This is a genomic window from Novosphingobium resinovorum (genome assembly GCF_036352595.1).
Taxonomy (GTDB): domain Bacteria; phylum Pseudomonadota; class Alphaproteobacteria; order Sphingomonadales; family Sphingomonadaceae; genus Novosphingobium; species Novosphingobium resinovorum_B.
In genome coordinates this window covers 1-18649 of record NZ_JAZFAX010000056.1, presented here as the reverse complement: position 1 = coordinate 18649, position 18649 = coordinate 1, and the positions used below count along the sequence as shown (strand labels likewise).

Sequence of the window (18649 nt, the reverse complement as noted above, 5' to 3'; positions counted from 1 at the left end):
CTCGCTCTTGCGACCGGGGGAACTAGCTGTCCGTCTGTGTTGGCGACCGTAGCAGAAGCGTGCTCCGCTGCGGTGAAGCGGCCTCTAAGGGGGGCTTCTGATTCGGTCAACACCGTTTTTGAAAAAAGTTCATTTTCAACGCAAGACCGCGTTTCCTGGGAACCGGAAGGCGGGGCGCGTCCTTACTATGGCCTGCGGCGCCCCCAAATACGATTCCGGCTTGCCACCAGCCGGCTGTTCCTGCGTTCGCTATCGCAGCATTGCTTCGCGAGGTTCAGGTGCTATCGAATGCATGTGTCGAAAATCTTGAAATCACGTGCCCGGCCGGCCGATGTCGCGCTTCTGGCCCTCCTGCTCGCGAGCACGGGTTGCGCAGGAGCTGGCGCAAAGGTGAGCGATATACCGCCGCCGCCGATCGCAGCGGATGCGCCGGCCGTCGCCCCGCTTTCTCCTCCCTGGTGGCGCGAGGTGGGAGACCCGGTGCTGGCGACGCTGGTGCAGCAGGGCCTCGATATCAATCCGGACGTGATCTGCCGCATTGCCTCGCTGCGCCAGTACGATCATCAGGCCGAGCAGGACGCCCGGCGGATTGGATCGCGGCTCGGCAGGCTCCTTGGCGACAAGAGTGTGCGTCCCGACCCGCAGATCCGCTCCGACAAGGTCGAGCGCGTCTCCCTGCGTCGCGAGCGACTGGCACGCCAGATTGCGCTCGCCTATGTCGAAGTCAGGCGGCTGCAGCAGGATGTCGCGCTTCGCGGCTCGTTGCGCGACCAGTATAAGGACAATACCGAGGTTGCGCAGTTCCGCCGCGAAGCCGGACTGGCGCCGGCGATCGACGGATCGCTCGCACGCTCGCAGGACGAGACCGCACAGGGCGAACTCGGTTTCGCGCAAGGCCGTCTCGACGACGCGATCGGAGAACTGGCCCGACTGGTCGGCGACAAGCCGGACGCGCTGGCCGCCAAGATCGGCTCGCCTGGTGCCATTCCCGATCCGGCCGTCGATCCGCTTTCGCTCGCGCCCCCGGAAGAGCCGCGCCGCGTGGCGGTGGCGGACGCGGTGCTGCGCGAAGCCCGCCTGACGCAGACGCTGGAAGAGGCTCGGCGTACCGTCCGCGATGCCCGCACTGCCTATCGCGAGGGAGCCGGGGGCTTCTCCACGCTTTATGTGGCCGAAGCCGCCGCGCTCGCGGTCGATCTGGCGCTGGTCGATGCGCGGGCCCGGCGGGTGGAAGCGACTCTTGATTTGTGGTCCGGACGTGACGGGTCATGGGCGCGCGGCGGCCTCGAACCGGTCGTCGCCCCGGACCCATCGGCGACGGGCCCGACCATAACGGTGACCGCTGCCTGTGACTGACCATTCCGAGACAGAACCCGCCGTGATCGAGCGCCCCGCCGCCGAATCTGTCGCAAGCGAGCATGAGGCGCATACGCCGCTCGACGCGCTGCTGGGCGCAGCGCCGCGGCGGGTGATGCGCCACTGGTTCAGCCTGCTGGTGCTGGCGATCGCCGCGCTGGGCGCGGTGACGTTCTTCGTGCGATTCGTGAACGGGGAGGATTCACCTTACTATTCGACGCCGGTGGAACGCGGGAACCTGATTCCCCTGCTATCCGAGCGCGGGCAGCTGCGCGGCTCCGGGGAAGTGACCGTGTTCTCCGCGCTGGCCGGCCGGGTCACATGGGTGTCGGGCAAGACCGACGGCGAGGTCCAGCGCGGCGAACTGCTCGCGATGATCGATGCGAGCGAGGTCCAGGGCGACATGGAGGTGGGCGAGGCCCGCCTCGCCGCCAGCCAGGCAGCGATGGAGGCCGCGCAAGTGGCGGCGCAGGATACCGCCGGGCGCCTTGCCCGTTTTGAGAGCGTCTGGCGGCGGTCGGGCGGCCGGGCGCCGTCGCTCAACGAGATGGAACGCGCCCGTGCCGATGCGCGCCGCGCGGACCTCGCGGTCGAGGCTGCAAGCGCCGAGGTCAAGGCGGCGAAGCTCCGGTTCGGCGCGGACGAAAAGCGCAAGGCCGGTGCCGAAGTGCGCGCGCCGTTCTCCGGCGTGCTGACGATGCGCCATGCCCAGCCGGGCCAGACCATCGGCGAGCACCAGCCGCTGTTCACGATCGCGCAGGGTGTTGCGCCGCTGACGATCGAAGTACCGCTCAACACCCCACCGTCCGAACCGATCAAGGCCGGGACACCGGCCAAGGTACGGCTCGATGCCCTGCCCGATGCTTCCCAGTCGGCGACCTTGACGCTGCTGCGCGTCTCGCCGCCGCCGCAGGCCGCGCCGCCGCTGGCCGTCTTCACCGTCGAGAAGCCGGGCCCGCAGCTCCGCCCCGGCATGGCCGCCACCGTCGAGATCGAACTGCCCGAGCGGCGCGACGTGCTGTTGGTGCCCAACGCCGCGCTCGAATTCGAGCCCGGTGCCCGCAATCCGCAGCGCCGCGAGCGCATCTTCGTGCTCGACGGAGGCGAACCGCGCCGGGTCTACGTTTCCATCGGCGCCAGCGACGGCAAGCGCACCGAAGTCTTCGCCAACGACCTGAAACCGGGCGATCGCGCGATCATCGGTTGGCGGGACGCGACGGCCGGAGCCGCGCAGTCAGGCCAATGAAAGGTCGCGGCTGAAACAATTGACGTGCCCGTGCGTATGGGCATCGACGGAAAACCGAGGCAACGAGGGTAAGCAGCATTTCAATCGACGACGCGCAAATGTCGCGCCGAACGGCCGTGGGCCTGTTTGCGGCGCTCATGGCGGCCAGCGCCCTGCCTGACGGGGTGAAGGCCGCGACGGGCGAACGGCTCGGCGCGCCCGAGCCGTTTTCGTGGGACAGCCTGGTGGCGCAGGCACGCGCGCTGGCGCGCAGGCCGCACGTCGCCCTCCCCGTATCGACCCGCGCGGCGGCGGACTACGATGCCGCCGGCAAGCTTACGTATGGCGACGCCCCCAGCATCGCCGGCAACGTCCGCCTGTTCCCCGCCGTGCGCGGCACCGCGCCCAAGGCGGTCCGCATGGCCGTAGTCGAAGGCGGGCAGGCGCGCGAGATCGTCGATACCAGCGACCTGTTCGTCGGCGGGCACAATACCGATGCGGTGGGCTTTCGCGTGATGGACGCGACCGGCCGCAGCGACTGGCTGGCCTACCAGGGCGCCAGCTATTTCCGTTCCTGCGGATCGCGCGACCAGTACGGCATTTCCGCCCGCGCCATCGCCATCGACACCGGCCTGCCTACCGGCGAGGAGTTCCCCGACTTCACCCGGTTCTGGATCGAGCAGACCGGCGCCGATGCCGTGCGCATCCACGCCCTGCTGGACGGGCCGAGCCTGACCGGTGCTTATGCCTTCGAATGCCGCAAGGGCGCGGGCGGCGTCACTCAGGACGTCACCGCCGCGCTGTTCCTGCGCAAGGACGTGGCGCAACTCGGCCTCGCCGCCGCGTCGAGCATGTTCTGGTACGACCAGGCGAGCCCGGCCCGCGCGCATGCCGACTGGCGACCGGAAATCCACGATTCCGACGGGCTGTGTATCTGGTCGGGCAATGGCGAGCGGGTCTGGCGCCCGCTGGCGAATCCCAGGGTCGCGCGGCTGAACAGCCTGCGGGCCGATTCGCCCAGGGGCTTCGGCCTGCTCCAGCGCGACCAGGCCTTCGACCACTATCAGGACGACGGCGTGTTCTACGATCGCCGCCCCTCGCTCTGGGTCGAGCCCAAGGGTGACTGGGGGCGCGGTGCGGTGGGCCTCTACGAGATGCCGACCGACAGCGAGACGATGGACAACATCGCCCTGTTCTGGCGCGGCGACAAACCCGCCAAGGCCGGCCAGCGGCGCGATTTCGCCTATCGGCTGACCTGGACCTCGAACCCCATCGACGCCGACACCGCATCACGCTGCATCGACAGCTACGAAGGGCCCGGCGGCGCTCCCGGCGTGCCGCCGCTGCCCGGCGTACGCAAGTTCGTGTTCGACTTCGTCGGCCCGGCCCTCGCCGGCCTGACCCGCGACAGCGGCGTGACCCCCGATACCGACCTGCCCAAGGGCGCCGTCGTCTCGGCCGTCGCCTACCCCGTGGCCCGCGCCGAAGACGGGCGCTGGCGGGCGATGATCGACGTGCGATCGGCGCAAGTCACCCAGCCGCAGTTCCGCCTTTTCCTCAAGCGCGGCAACTCCGCGCTGTCCGAGACCGTTATCAAGGCCATCGAAACGTGAGTGCGACCCCCATGACCCATTCGCCGATGCTCCCGGCCGAATCGCCCATGGCGATGCCGATCCAGAACCTGTGGGGCAACCCGCCCGCCGCGAACGAGGTGGTGACGGCACCGCACGGGATGCTGGTCAAGCGCCTGCTGCTGCTCGCGCTCACGGCGGTGATCGGCCTGGCGGCATCGAGCACGGTGCGCATGGAACTCTCGCGCGACGGGCTCGACTGGGTCGAAGTGGCGCTGCTGGCGTTCTTCGTGCCGCTGTTCTGCTGGATCTCGTTCGGCTTCGTGACCGCATCGATGGGCTTCCTCAAGCTCATCACCGGCGAGCATCCCGGCTTCACCGCGCTGCCCAGCCCCGCCTCCAGCCTGCGCCACAAGACCGCCGTGCTGATGCCGGTCTACAACGAGGGGGTCGAGGAAGTCTTCGCCCGGGTGCGCGCCATGGCCTATTCGATCGCCGAAGCAGGCGGTGCACCGTGGATCGACTTCTTCATCCTCAGCGATTCCAACCCTTTCCACGGCAAGCGCGAGGAAGCGGCCTGGCACGAACTGGCCGACCATGCGCCGATCAAGATCTATTACCGCCGCCGCGAGAAGAACATCGCCCGCAAGCCGGGCAACATCGCCGAATGGGTGAAGCGCTTCGGCGGCGCCTACGAGAACATGCTGGTTCTCGACGCCGATTCGATGATGAGCGGCGAGACGATCGTGGGCATGGCCTCGATCATGGAGGAGCGTCCCTCGATCGGCCTGCTCCAGACGGTGCCGATGATCACCAATGCGCGCACCCTGTTCCAGCGCTGGATGCAGTTCGCGAGTGAGGCCTACGGGCCCATCGCAAGCGCCGGACTGCTGTGGTGGTCGGGCTCGGAAGCCAACTTCTGGGGCCATAACGCGATCGTGCGCACCCGCGCCTTCGCCGAAGCCTGCGGCCTTCCGGAGCTTCCCGGCAAGGCGCCCTTCGGCGGCCATATCCTCAGCCACGACATGCTCGAATCCGCCCTGCTGCGCCGCCGTGGCTGGGCGGTCCACATGGTCATGATCGGCGGTTCCTACGAGGAATTCCCGCCGACGATCATCGACATGGCGATCCGCGACCGCCGCTGGATGCAGGGTAACCTGCAGCACCTCCAGCTCCTCGGCGCCTCGGGCCTGCACTGGGCCAGCCGCCTGCACCTGCTGATCGGCGCCTCGGCCTACCTCACCTCGCCGGGCTGGCTGCTGCTGATCCTGACGATGATCGGCCAGGTCGCGACGCACGGCGATGGTGGTTTCGTCACCCTCGCCCCGCCGAGCGTGCTGGCGCTGACGGTGATGCTGCTGTTCGGGCCGAAGATCATGGGCCTGATCTGGATGCTGGCCGATGGCGAGCGTCGCCGCAGTTTCGGAGGCACCGTCGCGGTCGTGCGCTCGGTCGCGCTGGAAACGGTGCTGGCCATGCTGCTCGCGCCGATCACCATGGTCACCCAGACCAAGGCACTGCTCGGCCTGCTGCTGGGCATCTCGGCTGGCTGGAATACCCAGACCCGCGACGCCCGCCGCATCACCGTGCGCGAAGTCCTGCCCGACTTGCGCGAGCACCTGCTGCTCGGTGCGGCGCTGACCGCCACCGTGTTCCTCGATGCGACCACGGCGATCTGGCTCTCGCCGATCATCGTCGGCCTGTTCCTCTCGCCCTGGCTCATCAGCCTGTCGTCGAGCGAGAAGCTCGGCCAGAAAGCAGCCGCCGCCAAGGTGTTCCGCGTTCCCGAGCCGGGCATCGTCGAGGCCGGCCCTTCCGGTCCCCGCAAGGAACCCGAAGTGCTCGCGGCCGAGGGTCAGTCGCTGGCCGAGGCCTGAGCGAAGATTCGGGCGACCGCCTCCGGAGCGGACGGGAAGTAGCCATGCATGTAGCTCGCCGTGAGCGAGCCTAGGCGATAGAGCGCTTCCCCGTCCCGCCCGTCCGGCGTCGCGGCGCGAGCGGCCGGGACAAGCCCGGTTTCCAGCCGCGAATAATGGAACGTGTGCCCGCGCAGCGTCCCTCCCGGCAGCGCGATGTGCTGCATGCCGAGGGCAGCGAAGCGCCGCTGCATCGCGGCGTGCCCGTCCAGCAATCCGAGCAGATCGGCGCGATTGCCCTGCACGTCCGTCAATGACGCGCAGGCGTAGAGCATCCCGCCGCACTCGGCGAGGATCGGCTTGCCCGCCCCATGGTGGGCACGGATGGTGTCGAGCATCGGCGTGTTGCCGGCAAGCGCCTCCAGATGGAGTTCCGGGTAGCCTCCCGGCAGCCAGAGCGCGTCGCAATCCGGCAATCGCGCATCGTGCAGCGGCGAGAAGAAGGCGAGTTGCGCCCCCGCTCGCTCCAGCCATTGCAGGTTGGCATGGTAGATGAAGGCGAATGCCTCATCCCGCGCGACCGCGATGCGCAGGCCCGTAAGGTACGGGAATTGCTGGGTATCTTCGGGGGCCGCGAAGAGGACCGGCAGCGGCAGATGCAGCGCGTCGCCGGGCAGCAGGGCCGCGGCGCGGTCCAGCCGCGCGTCGAGGTCCGCGACCTCGGCCGCCTGCACCAGCCCGAGATGACGCTCCGGCAGCGTCACTCCGGCCTCGCGCGGGAAAGTGCCCAGCCACTTCACCGACGCAGGCACGCCCTGCTCCAGCAATTCCGCGTGCCGCGCGCTGCCGACGCGGTTGGCGATCACCGCATGGACCTTCAGCCTCGGGCGATAGGTCGCGAGGCCGTGGACCAGGGCGCCGAACGTCTGCGCCATCGCCGATCCATCGACCACCGCCAGCACCGGAAAGCCGAAGCGTTCGGCGAGGTCGGCGGCGCTGGGGTCACCGTCGAACAGGCCCATCGCGCCTTCGACGAGGATCAGGTCGGCCTCGCGCGCCGCTTCGTGCAGGAGGGCGCGGCACTGCGCCTCTCCGCACATGAAAAGGTCGAGTTGATGGACCGGCGCGCCACTCGCGACTTCGAGCACCATGGGGTCGAGGAAGTCCGGTCCAACCTTGAAAACGCGCACTTTTCTGCCCGCGTTGCGGTGTCTTCGGGCCAATGCCGCGGTCACCAGCGTCTTGCCCTGACCCGAGGACGGAGCGCTTATCAGGTAGGCCGGGCAGGCCTGGGCATCGTCTTGGCGCGGAGTGTCCATCGATCCCGCACCTATGGTTTCCCGCAGGTTGGCGCAAGCATTGGCCTCTTGCGCGGCGGCCCGGCGCACGATACTTGCCGCGCCGCGACAGGTTCCCCGCGAGGGGATTGAAAGGGAACGCGGGTGAAATACCTGGGCTGCCCCTGCAACTGTAAGCGGAGAGCCGCTCGGCCACATGCCATTGGGGATGCAAGTCCCTGAGAAGGCGGCCGAAACTGGCGATGACCCGTGAGCCAGGAGACCTGCCCGTCGCCGTCGTTCTTCGACCGGACAGGGTGTGCCGGACGAACGGGGGAAGTCATTCCTCGCGCAACGACAGCCATCGTTCCGGCGGCCTGAGGGGGCTTGCGGGAGGTGTCGCGCTGTCTGTCCGCGCCCACTGCCCATGATCCTTCACCAGCCGACGGAGCACCGCCGTTTGCATGAAGGAATACAAGTGAAACAGTACCTTGCCACCACCGCAGCCACCATCGCGCTGCTCGTTTCGGCCTCTCCGGCGCTCGCGGACACAGCGGCACCCAACGATACCACAACGGCACCTGGCGACACCGAGAGTACACCAGGCGCGGCCGACAACATCCTCGTCAGCGCGCTTCGCACCCCCGTCGCGATCGAGCGCGTCTCCGCCACCGTCACCGTGCTGGACGAGCCCGCGATCGTCGCCCTGCAGCCCATCGCCCTGACCGATGCCCTGCTGCGCACCCCCGGCGTCTCGATGTCGCGCAACGGCGGCTACGGCACCACCACCTCGCTGCGCATCCGCGGCGCCGATGCCGGCGAAACCGTCATGGTGATCGACGGCATGCGCCTGTCCGATCCTTCGGCGACGGCGGGCGGCTACGGCTTCTCCAACCTGCTGCTCGACGACGTCGACCGGATCGAGATCCTGCGCGGGCCGCAGTCGATCCTGTGGGGCAGCGACGCGACCGGCGGCGTCGTCAACGTGCGCACCCGCCGCCCGGCCGAGCCGCTCGAAGGCAGCTTCGCCGTTGAGGCCGGAACCCATGACACCGTCTCCGCCCGCGCGGGCGTGGGCGGCACCTCGGACCTCATCGACTGGCGCCTCTCCGCCTCGCGTTTCACCACCGACGGTATCTCCGCCCGCGCGAACGGGACCGAGGCCGACGGTTTCCAGCGCAGCGCCGCCAGCGGCACCGTCACGGTGCGCGTCGCCCCCGGCGTCAGCCTCGACCTGCGCGGCTACTGGGCCGACGGGAAGAACGATTTCGACGGCACTTCGGGCGACACCCTCGCTTATGGCACCACGAAGGAATGGTCAGGTTACGCGGGCCTCAACTTCGCTCTGCTGGACGGCAAGCTGGTCAACCGCGTCGCGGTGCTGCAGAACGTCACCGACCGGGAGAACTTCGACCCCACCCGCTCGATCCGCGCGATCACCTTCGACGCGCACGGCCGCCTGCGCCGCTACGAGTACCAGGGCACCTACACCTTCAGCGACGCGATCCAGGCCGTGTTCGGCGCCGAGCGCGAGGAGCAGCGGATGACCACCGCCTCGCCGACGAACTCCGCCGCGCCCTATACGCTGACGCCCTACGCGGTGGACATGGACAGCCTCTACGCCGAACTGCGCGTGAGCCCGGTCAAGGGCCTCACCCTCGACGGCGGCGCGCGCTACGATCACCAGTCGCGCTTCGGCGGGCAGACCGTGTGGAGCGCAGGCGCGGCCTATACCCCCAACGAAGGCGCCACGGTGCTGCGCGCCAGCTATGACGAGGGTTTCAAGGCTCCCTCGCTCTACCAGATGTACAGCGCCTACGGCACCGCCGACCTCGCCCCGCAGAAGGCGAAGGGCTGGGAAGTGGGCGCCGAGCAGAACTTCGGCGAGGCGCTGCGCCTCACCGCCACTTGGTTCCAGCGCGACACCGACAACCTGATCGACTTCGCCTACTGCCCGACGGCTAGCGATTCTGGCAGCACCCTGCCCGCCGCGTGCTACATCCCCGGCACCACGACCACGCGCTTCGGCTACTACGCCAACGTCAAGACGGCGAAGGCCAGCGGCCTGGAACTCGCCGCGTCGGCGAAGCTGGGCGTGCTGTTTGCCGAGGGCAACTACAGCTGGACCCGCGCCGAGGACCGCACCGAAGGCGCCTCCACTTACGGCCGCCAGCTGCAGCGCGTGCCGCGCCACATGGCCAATGCCGAAGCGGGCATCGACCTGCCGCAAGGGCTTCGCGCCAGCGTCGCGGCGCGCTACTCGGGCGAGACCTTCAACGCCGCCACCGGGACCGCGAAGCTGGACGACTACTGGCTGATCGACTTTCGCGCGCAAGTGCGGATCAAGGAGAACCTGATGCTGCAAGGCCGCGTCGAGAACCTGACCGACAAGGACTACCAGACGGCGGCGGGTTATTCCGCGCTGGGACGCACGGTCTACGTCGGCGTGCGCAGCCGGTTCTGATGACAGGCCCGTCCCTCCTCATGCGGGGCTATCGGATATGGAACCTTCTTATCCGCCCCGCCCGTCACCCTGAACTTGTTTCAGGGTCCATCGCGCCTCGTACCCGGTGCTTTGTCGCAGCAAACCGAGCGGGCCGTTGGCGACATCAGGCCTCCGGCAACACGGCCCGATGGATCCTGAAACAAGTTCAGGATGACGGGGAGGAACGGAAACCTTCCATGCGAAACCCTTGGCCCCCAAGGAAAACACCCCCATGCTGACCCCCGTACCTCCCGGCCCTTCGGTGGTCGTCTGCAACACCTGCCGCCACACCGCCGACGCCCGCGAGGACGAGACCGGCCAGCGGGGCGGCGCCCTGCTCGAAGCAGCGATGCGCAGCGTTCAGGCCGCCGACCCCGAACTGCAGGGCGTGCAGATCCAGGCCATGCCCTGCCTCTTCGCCTGCAGCCGCCACTGCACCGTCCACATCCGCGCACCGGGCAAAGTCGGCTACGTGCTGGGCGACTTCACGCCGGACGAAGACGCCGCCCGCGCCATCCTCGAATATGCCGCGCGCCACGCCGAAAGCGAGCACGGCCGCGTCCCCTTCAAGGAATGGCCGCAAGGCGTGAAGGGCCACTTCATCACCCGCACGCCCCCGGAAGGCTACGTCTGCACATGACCCGTTTCGCCGATCCCGCCTCCTTCGCCGCTGCCCTCGCCGCGCTGCCCGAATCCGACGAGGCCAGCCGCACCGCCGCGCTGAACCGTCAGGCCCGCCTCACCAAGCCGACCGGCGCGCTCGGCCGACTGGAGGACATCGCGGTGTTCATGGCCGGGTGGCAAGGCTGCGAACGGCCCGAGGCGGACCCGGTGCAGGCAGTCGTCTTCGCAGGCAATCACGGCGTCACCGCGCAGGGCGTCAGCGCCTATCCGCCGGAGGTCACCGTTCAGATGGTCGCCAACTTCGAGGCGGGCGGCGCGGCGATCAACGCCCTGACGGCGGCGTGCGGCGCGCGGCTCTCGGTGGTGGCGCTCGATCTCGACCGGCCGACCGGCGACATCACCCGCGAGGCGGCCATGAGCGCGGAGGAATGCCTCGACGCCCTGAACCGGGGCGCCGCCGCGCTGGGCGCCGATACCCGGCTGCTGCTGGTGGGCGAGATGGGCATCGGCAACACCACGCCCGCCGCCGCGCTTTGCGCCGCCGTGCTGGGCGGTTCCGCGCAGGACTGGATCGGACGCGGCACCGGGATCGACGACCTCGGCCTGTCGCGCAAGGCGGTGGCGGTGGAGGCGGCCGTGGCGCTGCATTCCGGCGCCGCCACCGACGCTTTCGAAACGCTGCGCCTGCTTGGCGGGCGCGAGATCGCGGCGATGGCGGGGGCGATCCTCGCCGCGCGGCTGACACGGGTGCCGGTGCTGCTGGACGGGTTCATCGCCTCGGCCGCTATCCTGCCGCTGCTGCGGGACAACCCGCGTTTCACCGATCACTGCATCGCCGCACACTGCTCGGCGGAGGCGGGTCATGTGCGGCTGCTGGACAAACTCGGGCTGGAGCCGCTGCTCCACCTCGGCCTGCGGCTGGGCGAAGGCACCGGCGCGGCGCTGGCGGTGCCGATCGTGCGCGGTGCTCTGGCGACGCACAACCGGATGGCGACGTTCGACGAAGCGGCGGTGACCGATAAGGCATGAGCGGCATCGCGCTCCACCTGATGCGCCACGGCGCCCCGGCAAGACCGGGCCTGCTGCTGGGCCACCGGGACGAGCCCGCATTGCCGTCCGAGACCGCCCGCTGCGTCGCGCGCGCCGAGGGGCTGGCGTTCGATCGGGTGATATCCTCCGACCTCTCGCGCACGCACGATCCCGCCGCGCGCATCGCCGCCGCGCGGGGGCTGGAGCACCGCGTCGATCCCGACTGGCGCGAGCTGGATTTCGGCGACTGGACCGGCCTTGCCGCCGCAGAGGTCGCCCCTGCCGCCTACGCACGCTTCTGGCAGGATCCCGACGCCCACGCCCCGCCGGGCGGCGAGCGCTGGTCGGCCCTGCGCGCGCGGGTGGAGCGGGCCTTGGCGGGGATCACGGTGCCGAGCCTCGTACTGACTCACGGCGGCGCGATGCGCGCGGCGCTGGCGGTACTGTTCCACATGGAGCAGCCGCAAGTCTGGGCCTTCGACCTGCCCTATGCGAGCGTCTTGAGCCTGCGCCTCTGGCCCGGCGAAGGCGCGCAGATCGTGGGGTTGAGTACATGACCCTCCCCTCCGCGCGCATGCCCCGCCCCGCACGGCCTCCCCACCCCTCGTCATTGCGAGCGCAGCGAAGCAATCCAGCGCGGCGCAGCACTGCCCTGGATTGCTTCGCTGCGCTCGCAATGACGGTGAGGCCGGGGAAATCCTCATGAAGCACCTCGTCCTCGCCCTTCAGTTCCTCACCCGCCTGCCGCTCCCCGCCGTTCAGGCCGACGCGCAGGATTTCGCGAAAGCGATGCGCTGGTTTCCGGTCGCCGGGCTGGCGGTGGGCGCGGCGATCACTCTTCCATGGTGGCTGCTCCAGCCGCGCGATCCGTGGCTGGGCGCTCTGGCCGCGCTTGTCGCATGGGTGGCGATCACCGGCGCGCTGCATCTCGACGGCCTCGGCGACGTGGCGGACGGTGCGGGAGCCGCCCACGGCGACCGCGCGCGCCTCTCCGCCGTCATGGCCGACCCGCATGTCGGCAGCTTCGCCGTCGTCGCGATCGGCCTGCAACTGCTCGCCAAGCTGGTGCTGCTGCACGCGCTTACCCCCGTGCAATGGCCCGCGCTGCTACTGGTGCCGGTGCTGGCGCGCATCGCCCCGATCGGCTGGACGCTGTTCCTGCCGCCACTCCACTCCGGCCTCGGCTCCCGCTTCCGTAAGGGCGTGAGCCGCCTCCACCTCATCGGCTGGAGCCTCGCCGCGATCCTCGCCGCCGTGCTGACCGCGCCCGCGCTGCTGGCGCTGTTCGTCGCCGTGCCGCTGTGGGGCTGGTGGCTGCGCGCGAAGCTCGGCGGCATCTCGGGCGACGGCCACGGCGCCGGGATCGAGCTGGTCGAGACCGCGCTGCTGCTCGCACTGGCGCTGGCGGCATGACCCCCGACCTGCTCCACCACGGCGGCCGCCTCGCGCAAGCGGCACGCCTCTACGGCGGCGAGGTGTCGCAATGGCTGGATTTCTCGACCGGCCTCAACCCTGCGCCGTGGCCCCCGCCCGAAGACCTGCGCATCGACTGGCACGCCCTGCCCGACCCCGAAGCACTCACCGTCCTCGAACGCACCGCCGCTCAGCATTTCGGCGCCGAGCCCCACCACGTCTGCGCCGTCCCCGGCAGCGAGACCGCGCTGCGCCTGCTCGCCGGAATCTTGGACTTGCCCGGCCGCGCGCTGGCCCCCGCCTACCGCACCCATGCCGAGGCGTTCACCCGCTCCCGCCCGATCGCCTTCGCCGCGCCGACCGAGGGTGCCGAGGCCGTCGTCCTCGCCAACCCCAACAACCCCGACGGCCTGCTGCGGGGAGCCGCCGCCGTGCTCGACTGGCACGACGCCATCGCCGCGCAAGGTGGCTGGCTGATCGCCGACGAAGCCTTCGCCGACTGTCACCCGCCAGCCAGCGTCGCCGGACACGTCGCCGACGACCGCCGCCTCATAGTCCTGCGCTCGTTCGGCAAGTTCTTCGGCCTCGCAGGGCTTCGCCTCGGCTTCGTGATCGCGCCGAGGCACGTACTGGACCGCCTGCGCGCGCTGACCGGCAGCTGGCCCCTCCACACCGCCGCGCTCGAACTCGGCCGCGCCGCCTATGCCGACGCCGCGTGGATCGCCCATACCCGCGCCGATCTCCCCCGCCGCGTTGCCGCGCTCGACGCGGTGCTGGAGCGGCACGGCTTCACCCCGCAAGGCGCCTGCCCGCTGTTCCGCTACCTTTCGGGCGTGGACGCAGGCGCGCTGTTCAAGCGGCTGGCCAAGGCTCGCATCCTTACTCGTCCTTTCGCCGAGCGCCCCGACACCCTGCGCTTCGGCGTCCCCGCCGATCCCGCAGCGCTGGACCGCCTCGACCGAGCGCTTGGCAATGGCTGAACCCATCGGCGCCGCCGCACTCGCTATCGAGGCCGCGCTCGGCTGGCCCGCCCGGCTCCATGCCCTGACCGGCCACCCGGTCGGCCTCTTCGCCCGGATCATCCGCGCCTGCGAGCGCCGCCTCAACCGCCGCGACGCCTCGCCCGCACGGCGCCGCCTCGCGGGTGTCCTTGCCACCGCGCTGCTCGTCGCCTTCACCGGCGGCCTCACTCTCGCGATCGAGATCGCCGTCCGCGCCTTCGCAGGCGCATGGGCCTGGCCGATCCTCGCCGTGCTCGCCTGGCCCGCCATCGCCGCCCGCAGCCTCGACGACCACGTCCGCCCGATCCGCGACGCCCTGCTGCGCGGCGACCTGCCCGAGGCCCGCCGCACCGTCGGCATGATCGTCGGCCGCGACACCCGGCATCTCGACGCGCCCGCCACCGCCCGCGCCGCCATCGAGAGCCTGGCCGAGAGCTTCTGCGACGGCGTCGTCGCGCCGCTGTTCTGGCTGCTCCTGCTGGGTCTGCCGGGCGCCTGGATGCTCAAGGCGATCAACACCGCCGACAGCATGATCGGGCACCGCGAGGAACCCTACGGCCCTTACGGCTGGGCCGCCGCCCGCCTAGACGATCTCGTCATGCTGATACCCGCCCGCCTCGCCGGAGCGCTGCTGTGCGTTGCGGGCATGGGGGCCGGGCTCAAGGGCTGGCGCGTGATGGCCCGCGACCACGCCCGCCACGCCTCGCCCAACGCGGGCTGGCCCGAAGCGGCGATGGCCGGCGCGCTGGGGGTCCGCCTCGCCGGGCCGATCGCCTACGACGGCGTGCTTGCCGACAAGCCGTGGATCGGTGAAGGCGACACGGCGACACCGCACCACCTCTCCCGCGCGCTCACGATCTACCGGCGCGCCTGCCTTATATTGGGGATCATCGCGATGGGCACCGCATGGCTGGCCTGATGCTGCAGGGAACCGGCTCCGACGTCGGCAAGTCGGTGCTGGTCGCAGGGCTCTGCCGCGCCGCCGCCAACCGGGGGCTCACCGTCCTGCCGTTCAAGCCGCAGAACATGTCCAACAACGCCGCCGTCACCCCGGAGGGCGGCGAGATCGGCCGCGCGCAGGCGCTGCAGGCCATCGCCGCGCGCGCGCCGCTCCATGTCGACATGAACCCGGTGCTCCTGAAGCCCCAGGCCGACCGCACCTCGCAGCTGATCGTCCACGGCCAAGTGCGCGGCACGCTGGGCGCCGCCAACTTCCGCGAGGCGCGCCGCCCGCTGCTCGGCGAAGTGCTCGAAAGCTACCGCCGGCTGGAGGCGCGCTGCGACCTCGTCCTCGTCGAAGGGGCCGGCTCTCCCGCCGAGATCAACTTGCGCAGCGGCGACATCGCCAACATGGGCTTCGCGCGCGCCGCCAACGTCCCGGTGGTGCTTGCGGGCGACATCGACCGGGGCGGCGTCATCGCCGCCGTGGTCGGCACCCGCGCGGTGATCGATCCCGAGGACGCGGCGATGATCCACGGCTTCATCATCAACAAGTTCCGCGGCGATCCCGCGCTTTTCACCGACGGCTACGAAGCGATCGAGCGACTGTCCGGCTGGCGCGGCTTCGGCGTCCTGCCGTGGGAGCCTGCCGTCGCGCAACTGCCGAGCGAGGACGCGGTCATCCTCGAACGCGGGCTCGGCGCGAAGCCGGGCAAGCTGCTGGTCGCCTGCCCGATCCTGCCGCGCATCGCCAACTTCGACGACCTCGACCCGCTGCGGCAGGAGAGCGGCGTGGACGTCGCGATGATCCCGCCCGGCACCCCGATCCCGGCCGAGGCGGCGCTGATCGTCCTGCCCGGCTCCAAGGCGACGATCGCCGACATGGCCTTCCTGCGCCAACAGGGCTGGGACATCGACGTCCTCGCCCATCACCGGCGCGGCGGGGCGGTACTAGGCATCTGCGGCGGCTACCAGATGCTCGGCCGCACCATCGCCGACCCTCTAGGCATCGAGGGACCGCCGGGCGAGGTCGCCGGGCTCGGTCTGCTCGACGTGACGACGGTGCTGGCGGGCCGCAAGACGCTGCAGCAGGTCGAGGGCACGGCGATGGACGCCCCGTTCACCGGCTACGAGATGCACATGGGCGTGACCGAGGGGCCTGACGCCACGCGGCCTTTCGCGCGACTGGCGCAGGGCCGCGCGGACGGCGCCATCGGGCGAGACGGGCGGACTTTCGGCACCTACTGCCACGGCCTGCTCGCCAAACCGGGCCTTCGCGGCGCCATGCTCGCCCGCATCGGCGCGCAGTCGGACGGCTTCGACAACGACGCCCGCGTCGATGCCGCACTCGATGCGCTGGCCGAGGCGATGGAGCGCCATCTGGACATCGAAGGGCTGCTCGCCCTGGCGGGAGTTACCTTATGATGCGCAGCCTTCTGGTCTTGGGCGGCGCCCGTTCGGGCAAGAGCCGCCATGCGCAGGCCCGCATCGAGTCTCAGCCCGGCCACCTTTGCTACATCGCCACCGGGCAGGCATTCGACGGTGAGATGACCCAACGCATCGCCCGCCACCGCGAGGATCGCGGGCCCCGCTGGACCACGCTGGAGGAACCGCTCGATCTGGCAAGCGCCATCGACAGGGCCGCGCGGGAGGCGGACGCGGTGCTCGTCGACTGCCTGACGCTGTGGCTATCGAACCTGATGCTGGCAGACCTGCCGCTGGACGGGCCGGTCACGGCTTTGCAGGAGGCGATCCGCCGCTGCCCGGTCCCGCTGGCGCTGGTATCCAACGAGGTGGGCCTGAGCATCGTACCCGAAAACGCCCTCGCCCGGCGCTTCCGCGACGAAGCGGGACGCCTGAACCAGACCATCGCCGCGACGGTCGACGAAGTCGAATTCGTCGCTGCGGGGCTGCCGCTCAAGCTGAAATAGAGAAATTCCGTTTCAATTGGGTAGTGAATGTCGCCGATCCTGCGCAAACGGATCGTGGCGATAGCCGGCTTCCCATGCGGCTCTCTGCTGGGGACTGGCGTAAGGACTGCTGGAAAGCGGAATACCGGCCTGCGCGGCCTTGATGCCCCAGAAATGGGCACGTTGAACATTGGACAATGTGCGGCTCACGTCTTGCTGATACTGCCTGCTGCAACGCGGCGACGCGCGCGCAAGCTGCAGGTGTTAACGCCCGTTAACGGCAGACGGCGCCATGAACGCGATGAACTGCGCGGGGGCGATGAGACGTCAATGTGGGGATATGGTGCACCCGCAGGATTCGAACCTGTGGCCTCTGCCTTCGGAGCTAGAACTACAACGCTACGCCAGGCTTTCCAATCCAACGCTAGAGCACGCCAAGTCTCTGTTTCTACAGAGATTTGTTTACAAAGAGGGTATTCCAGACTACGCAAAGACACCCCACAGTTCTCGATCTGCTGGTGAGTTTTTGGTGAGTTTTCTGAACCCGCTCTAGCGAGGTGCATATGCCAAAGCTGACGAAAACCGTCGTCGACAAAGCCGACCCGCGCGACCGGCAATATACCGTTTGGTGCAGCGATCTGAAGGGCTTCGGCGTGTTCGTGCTGCCCTCCGGCACGCGGACCTATTTTGTCGATTACCGCAACGCCAACAATGTCCGGCGCCGGATGAAACTCGGCCGCCACGGCACCGTCACCGCCGAACAGGCGCGGACGCTGGCGATTCAGGCGCTGGCCGACGTCGCCAAGGGCAACGATCCGCTCGAAGATCGGAACAGCGCCCGCAAGGCGATCTCGGTCAAGGAACTGTGCGAACTATATATGGCGGAGCTGGAAGCCGGCCGGATTCTCGGCAAGGGCGGCCGGCCCAAGAAGGCCAGCACCAAGATCACCGATCTTGGCCGGATCACGCGCCACATCATTCCGTTGCTCGGCTCGAAGCGCGTCACGCACGTCACCAAGGCGGACGTGACGGCGATGATGAAGGACATCATGGCCGGTAAGACGCGCTCTACGGAGAAGACGAAGAAGCTGCGCGGCAAGTCCATTGTCCGGGGTGGCCTTGGGGCGGCGAGCCGCACGGTCGGTCTGCTGGGCGGCATCTTCACCTATGCGCGGGACGAGCTGGGCATCATTGAGAACAATCCCGCTCACGGTGTCCGCAAGCCCAAGGACGTGGTGCGGAAGCGTCGGCTGAACGAAGACGAGTATCGGACGCTCGGCCGCATCCTCGCCAAAGCGGCCGAGGACGAACGCTATGAGCGCACCGTCGACATCATCCGCTTGATCGCCATGTCGGGATGCCGTCGCGGCGAGATCATCGAGGTGCGAAAGGCAGAGATCGACACCGTTGGAAGCGCCTTCCGCTTCGAGGACACTAAGGAGGGCCAGTCCGTTCGGCCGATGGGCTTGCCGATCGCAGAGTATTTCGACGAACGGGACATGGGCGGCGACAGCCCCTATGTGTTTCCGGGCGAGAGGAACACGGACGGGCCGTTCGGCAGCTTCCCGCGGCATTGGGAGAATATCTTCGCCGGGAGCGAGTTGGCGGACCTCACGGCGCATGTGCTGCGGCACAGCTTCGCCAGTCTGGCGAACGATCTGGGCTTCACTGAGATCACCATCGCGGCGCTGCTCGGCCATGCCTCGGGCTCGATCACGAGCCGCTATGTGCATACGCTCGATGCAGCTCTCGTCATGGCTGCCGACACGGTGTCGGGTTACATCCAGGCGCTGCTCGACGGAGCCGTCTTGTTCCACACGCACTATGCGCTCGATCGCAGCTGGAGACCCGCAAAAACCGGTAGCGTTTGGACGGCTATAATGATTCATTGAGGGCGCGCGATCACGGAGGCCAGCTATGGATCCCAAGTCCCTGTTCAGTTTGAGCGATCACCTTGAGGCAT

The 18649-nt window shown here is 69.2% G+C and carries 15 protein-coding genes and 1 riboswitch; of the genes, 14 read left to right on the top strand and 1 reads right to left on the bottom strand.

All coding sequences use genetic code 11. The features are described from left to right. Positions 1 to 390: 390 nt before the first annotated feature. The 4 genes from V2S85_RS25330 (at position 391) to mdoH (ending at position 6029) form a co-directional block, all read left to right on the top strand. Positions 391 to 1356 carry an RND transporter gene (locus tag V2S85_RS25330; protein WP_330705567.1) on the top strand — a complete coding sequence of 322 codons (966 nt, stop codon included), beginning with the start codon at positions 391 to 393 and terminating at the stop codon, positions 1354 to 1356. Next, the gene (locus tag V2S85_RS25325; RefSeq protein ID WP_330705566.1) at positions 1349 to 2602 is read left to right on the top strand and encodes an efflux RND transporter periplasmic adaptor subunit; all 1254 of its coding nucleotides are present in this window, start codon (positions 1349 to 1351) and stop codon (positions 2600 to 2602) included. Before V2S85_RS25330 ends, V2S85_RS25325 begins: the two co-directional genes overlap by 8 nt. A gap of 98 nt (positions 2603 to 2700) precedes the next feature. Further along, positions 2701 to 4194, top strand: coding sequence for a glucan biosynthesis protein (locus tag V2S85_RS25320; RefSeq protein ID WP_330705565.1), 1494 nt, complete (start codon positions 2701 to 2703; stop codon positions 4192 to 4194). 11 nt (positions 4195 to 4205) lie between these two features. Continuing rightward, positions 4206 to 6029: a glucans biosynthesis glucosyltransferase MdoH gene (gene mdoH / locus V2S85_RS25315; RefSeq protein WP_330705564.1), complete on the top strand. Its 1824-nt coding sequence runs from the start codon at positions 4206 to 4208 to the stop codon at positions 6027 to 6029. On the opposite strand, the gene V2S85_RS25310 is transcribed toward mdoH, so the two are convergent. Continuing rightward, on the bottom strand, positions 6008 to 7327 hold the full coding sequence (locus tag V2S85_RS25310) for a cobyrinate a,c-diamide synthase (RefSeq protein WP_330705563.1): 1320 nt from the start codon (positions 7325 to 7327) through the stop codon (positions 6008 to 6010). The two genes, mdoH and V2S85_RS25310, sit on opposite strands and share 22 nt — an antisense overlap. A 72-nt stretch (positions 7328 to 7399) precedes the next feature. After that, positions 7400 to 7592: riboswitch (cobalamin riboswitch) on the top strand. A gap of 171 nt (positions 7593 to 7763) precedes the next feature. Between V2S85_RS25310 and V2S85_RS25305 the strand changes: the two genes are divergently transcribed. The 10 genes from V2S85_RS25305 to V2S85_RS25260 all read left to right on the top strand — a co-directional run bounded on the left by V2S85_RS25305 (position 7764) and on the right by V2S85_RS25260 (position 18578). Beyond that, on the top strand, positions 7764 to 9749 hold the full coding sequence (locus tag V2S85_RS25305) for a TonB-dependent receptor plug domain-containing protein (RefSeq protein WP_330705562.1): 1986 nt from the start codon (positions 7764 to 7766) through the stop codon (positions 9747 to 9749). 253 nt (positions 9750 to 10002) lie between these two features. After that, positions 10003 to 10410, top strand: a complete 408-nt coding sequence (locus V2S85_RS25300) for a DUF1636 domain-containing protein (protein WP_008829837.1) — start codon at positions 10003 to 10005, stop codon at positions 10408 to 10410. Beyond that, complete coding sequence (gene cobT / locus V2S85_RS25295; RefSeq protein WP_330705561.1) at positions 10407 to 11423, top strand: nicotinate-nucleotide--dimethylbenzimidazole phosphoribosyltransferase; 1017 nt, start codon at positions 10407 to 10409, stop codon at positions 11421 to 11423. Before V2S85_RS25300 ends, cobT begins: the two co-directional genes overlap by 4 nt. Beyond that, positions 11420 to 11980 carry a histidine phosphatase family protein gene (locus V2S85_RS25290; protein WP_330705560.1) on the top strand — a complete coding sequence of 187 codons (561 nt, stop codon included), beginning with the start codon at positions 11420 to 11422 and terminating at the stop codon, positions 11978 to 11980. Before cobT ends, V2S85_RS25290 begins: the two co-directional genes overlap by 4 nt. A 145-nt stretch (positions 11981 to 12125) precedes the next feature. Further along, positions 12126 to 12836: an adenosylcobinamide-GDP ribazoletransferase gene (gene cobS, locus V2S85_RS25285; RefSeq protein WP_330705559.1), complete on the top strand. Its 711-nt coding sequence runs from the start codon at positions 12126 to 12128 to the stop codon at positions 12834 to 12836. Continuing rightward, complete coding sequence (locus V2S85_RS25280) at positions 12833 to 13816, top strand: threonine-phosphate decarboxylase (RefSeq protein ID WP_330705558.1); 984 nt, start codon at positions 12833 to 12835, stop codon at positions 13814 to 13816. The genes cobS and V2S85_RS25280 overlap by 4 nt, the downstream gene beginning before the upstream one ends. Next, positions 13809 to 14756: an adenosylcobinamide-phosphate synthase CbiB gene (cbiB, locus tag V2S85_RS25275; RefSeq protein WP_330705557.1), complete on the top strand. Its 948-nt coding sequence runs from the start codon at positions 13809 to 13811 to the stop codon at positions 14754 to 14756. Before V2S85_RS25280 ends, cbiB begins: the two co-directional genes overlap by 8 nt. Beyond that, the gene (locus V2S85_RS25270; protein WP_330705556.1) at positions 14744 to 16201 is read left to right on the top strand and encodes a cobyric acid synthase; all 1458 of its coding nucleotides are present in this window, start codon (positions 14744 to 14746) and stop codon (positions 16199 to 16201) included. The genes cbiB and V2S85_RS25270 overlap by 13 nt, the downstream gene beginning before the upstream one ends. Continuing rightward, complete coding sequence (cobU, locus tag V2S85_RS25265) at positions 16201 to 16707, top strand: bifunctional adenosylcobinamide kinase/adenosylcobinamide-phosphate guanylyltransferase (protein ID WP_330705568.1); 507 nt, start codon at positions 16201 to 16203, stop codon at positions 16705 to 16707. Before V2S85_RS25270 ends, cobU begins: the two co-directional genes overlap by 1 nt. A gap of 542 nt (positions 16708 to 17249) precedes the next feature. Next, positions 17250 to 18578 carry a site-specific integrase gene (locus tag V2S85_RS25260; RefSeq protein WP_330705555.1) on the top strand — a complete coding sequence of 443 codons (1329 nt, stop codon included), beginning with the start codon at positions 17250 to 17252 and terminating at the stop codon, positions 18576 to 18578. Positions 18579 to 18649: the final 71 nt, after the last annotated feature.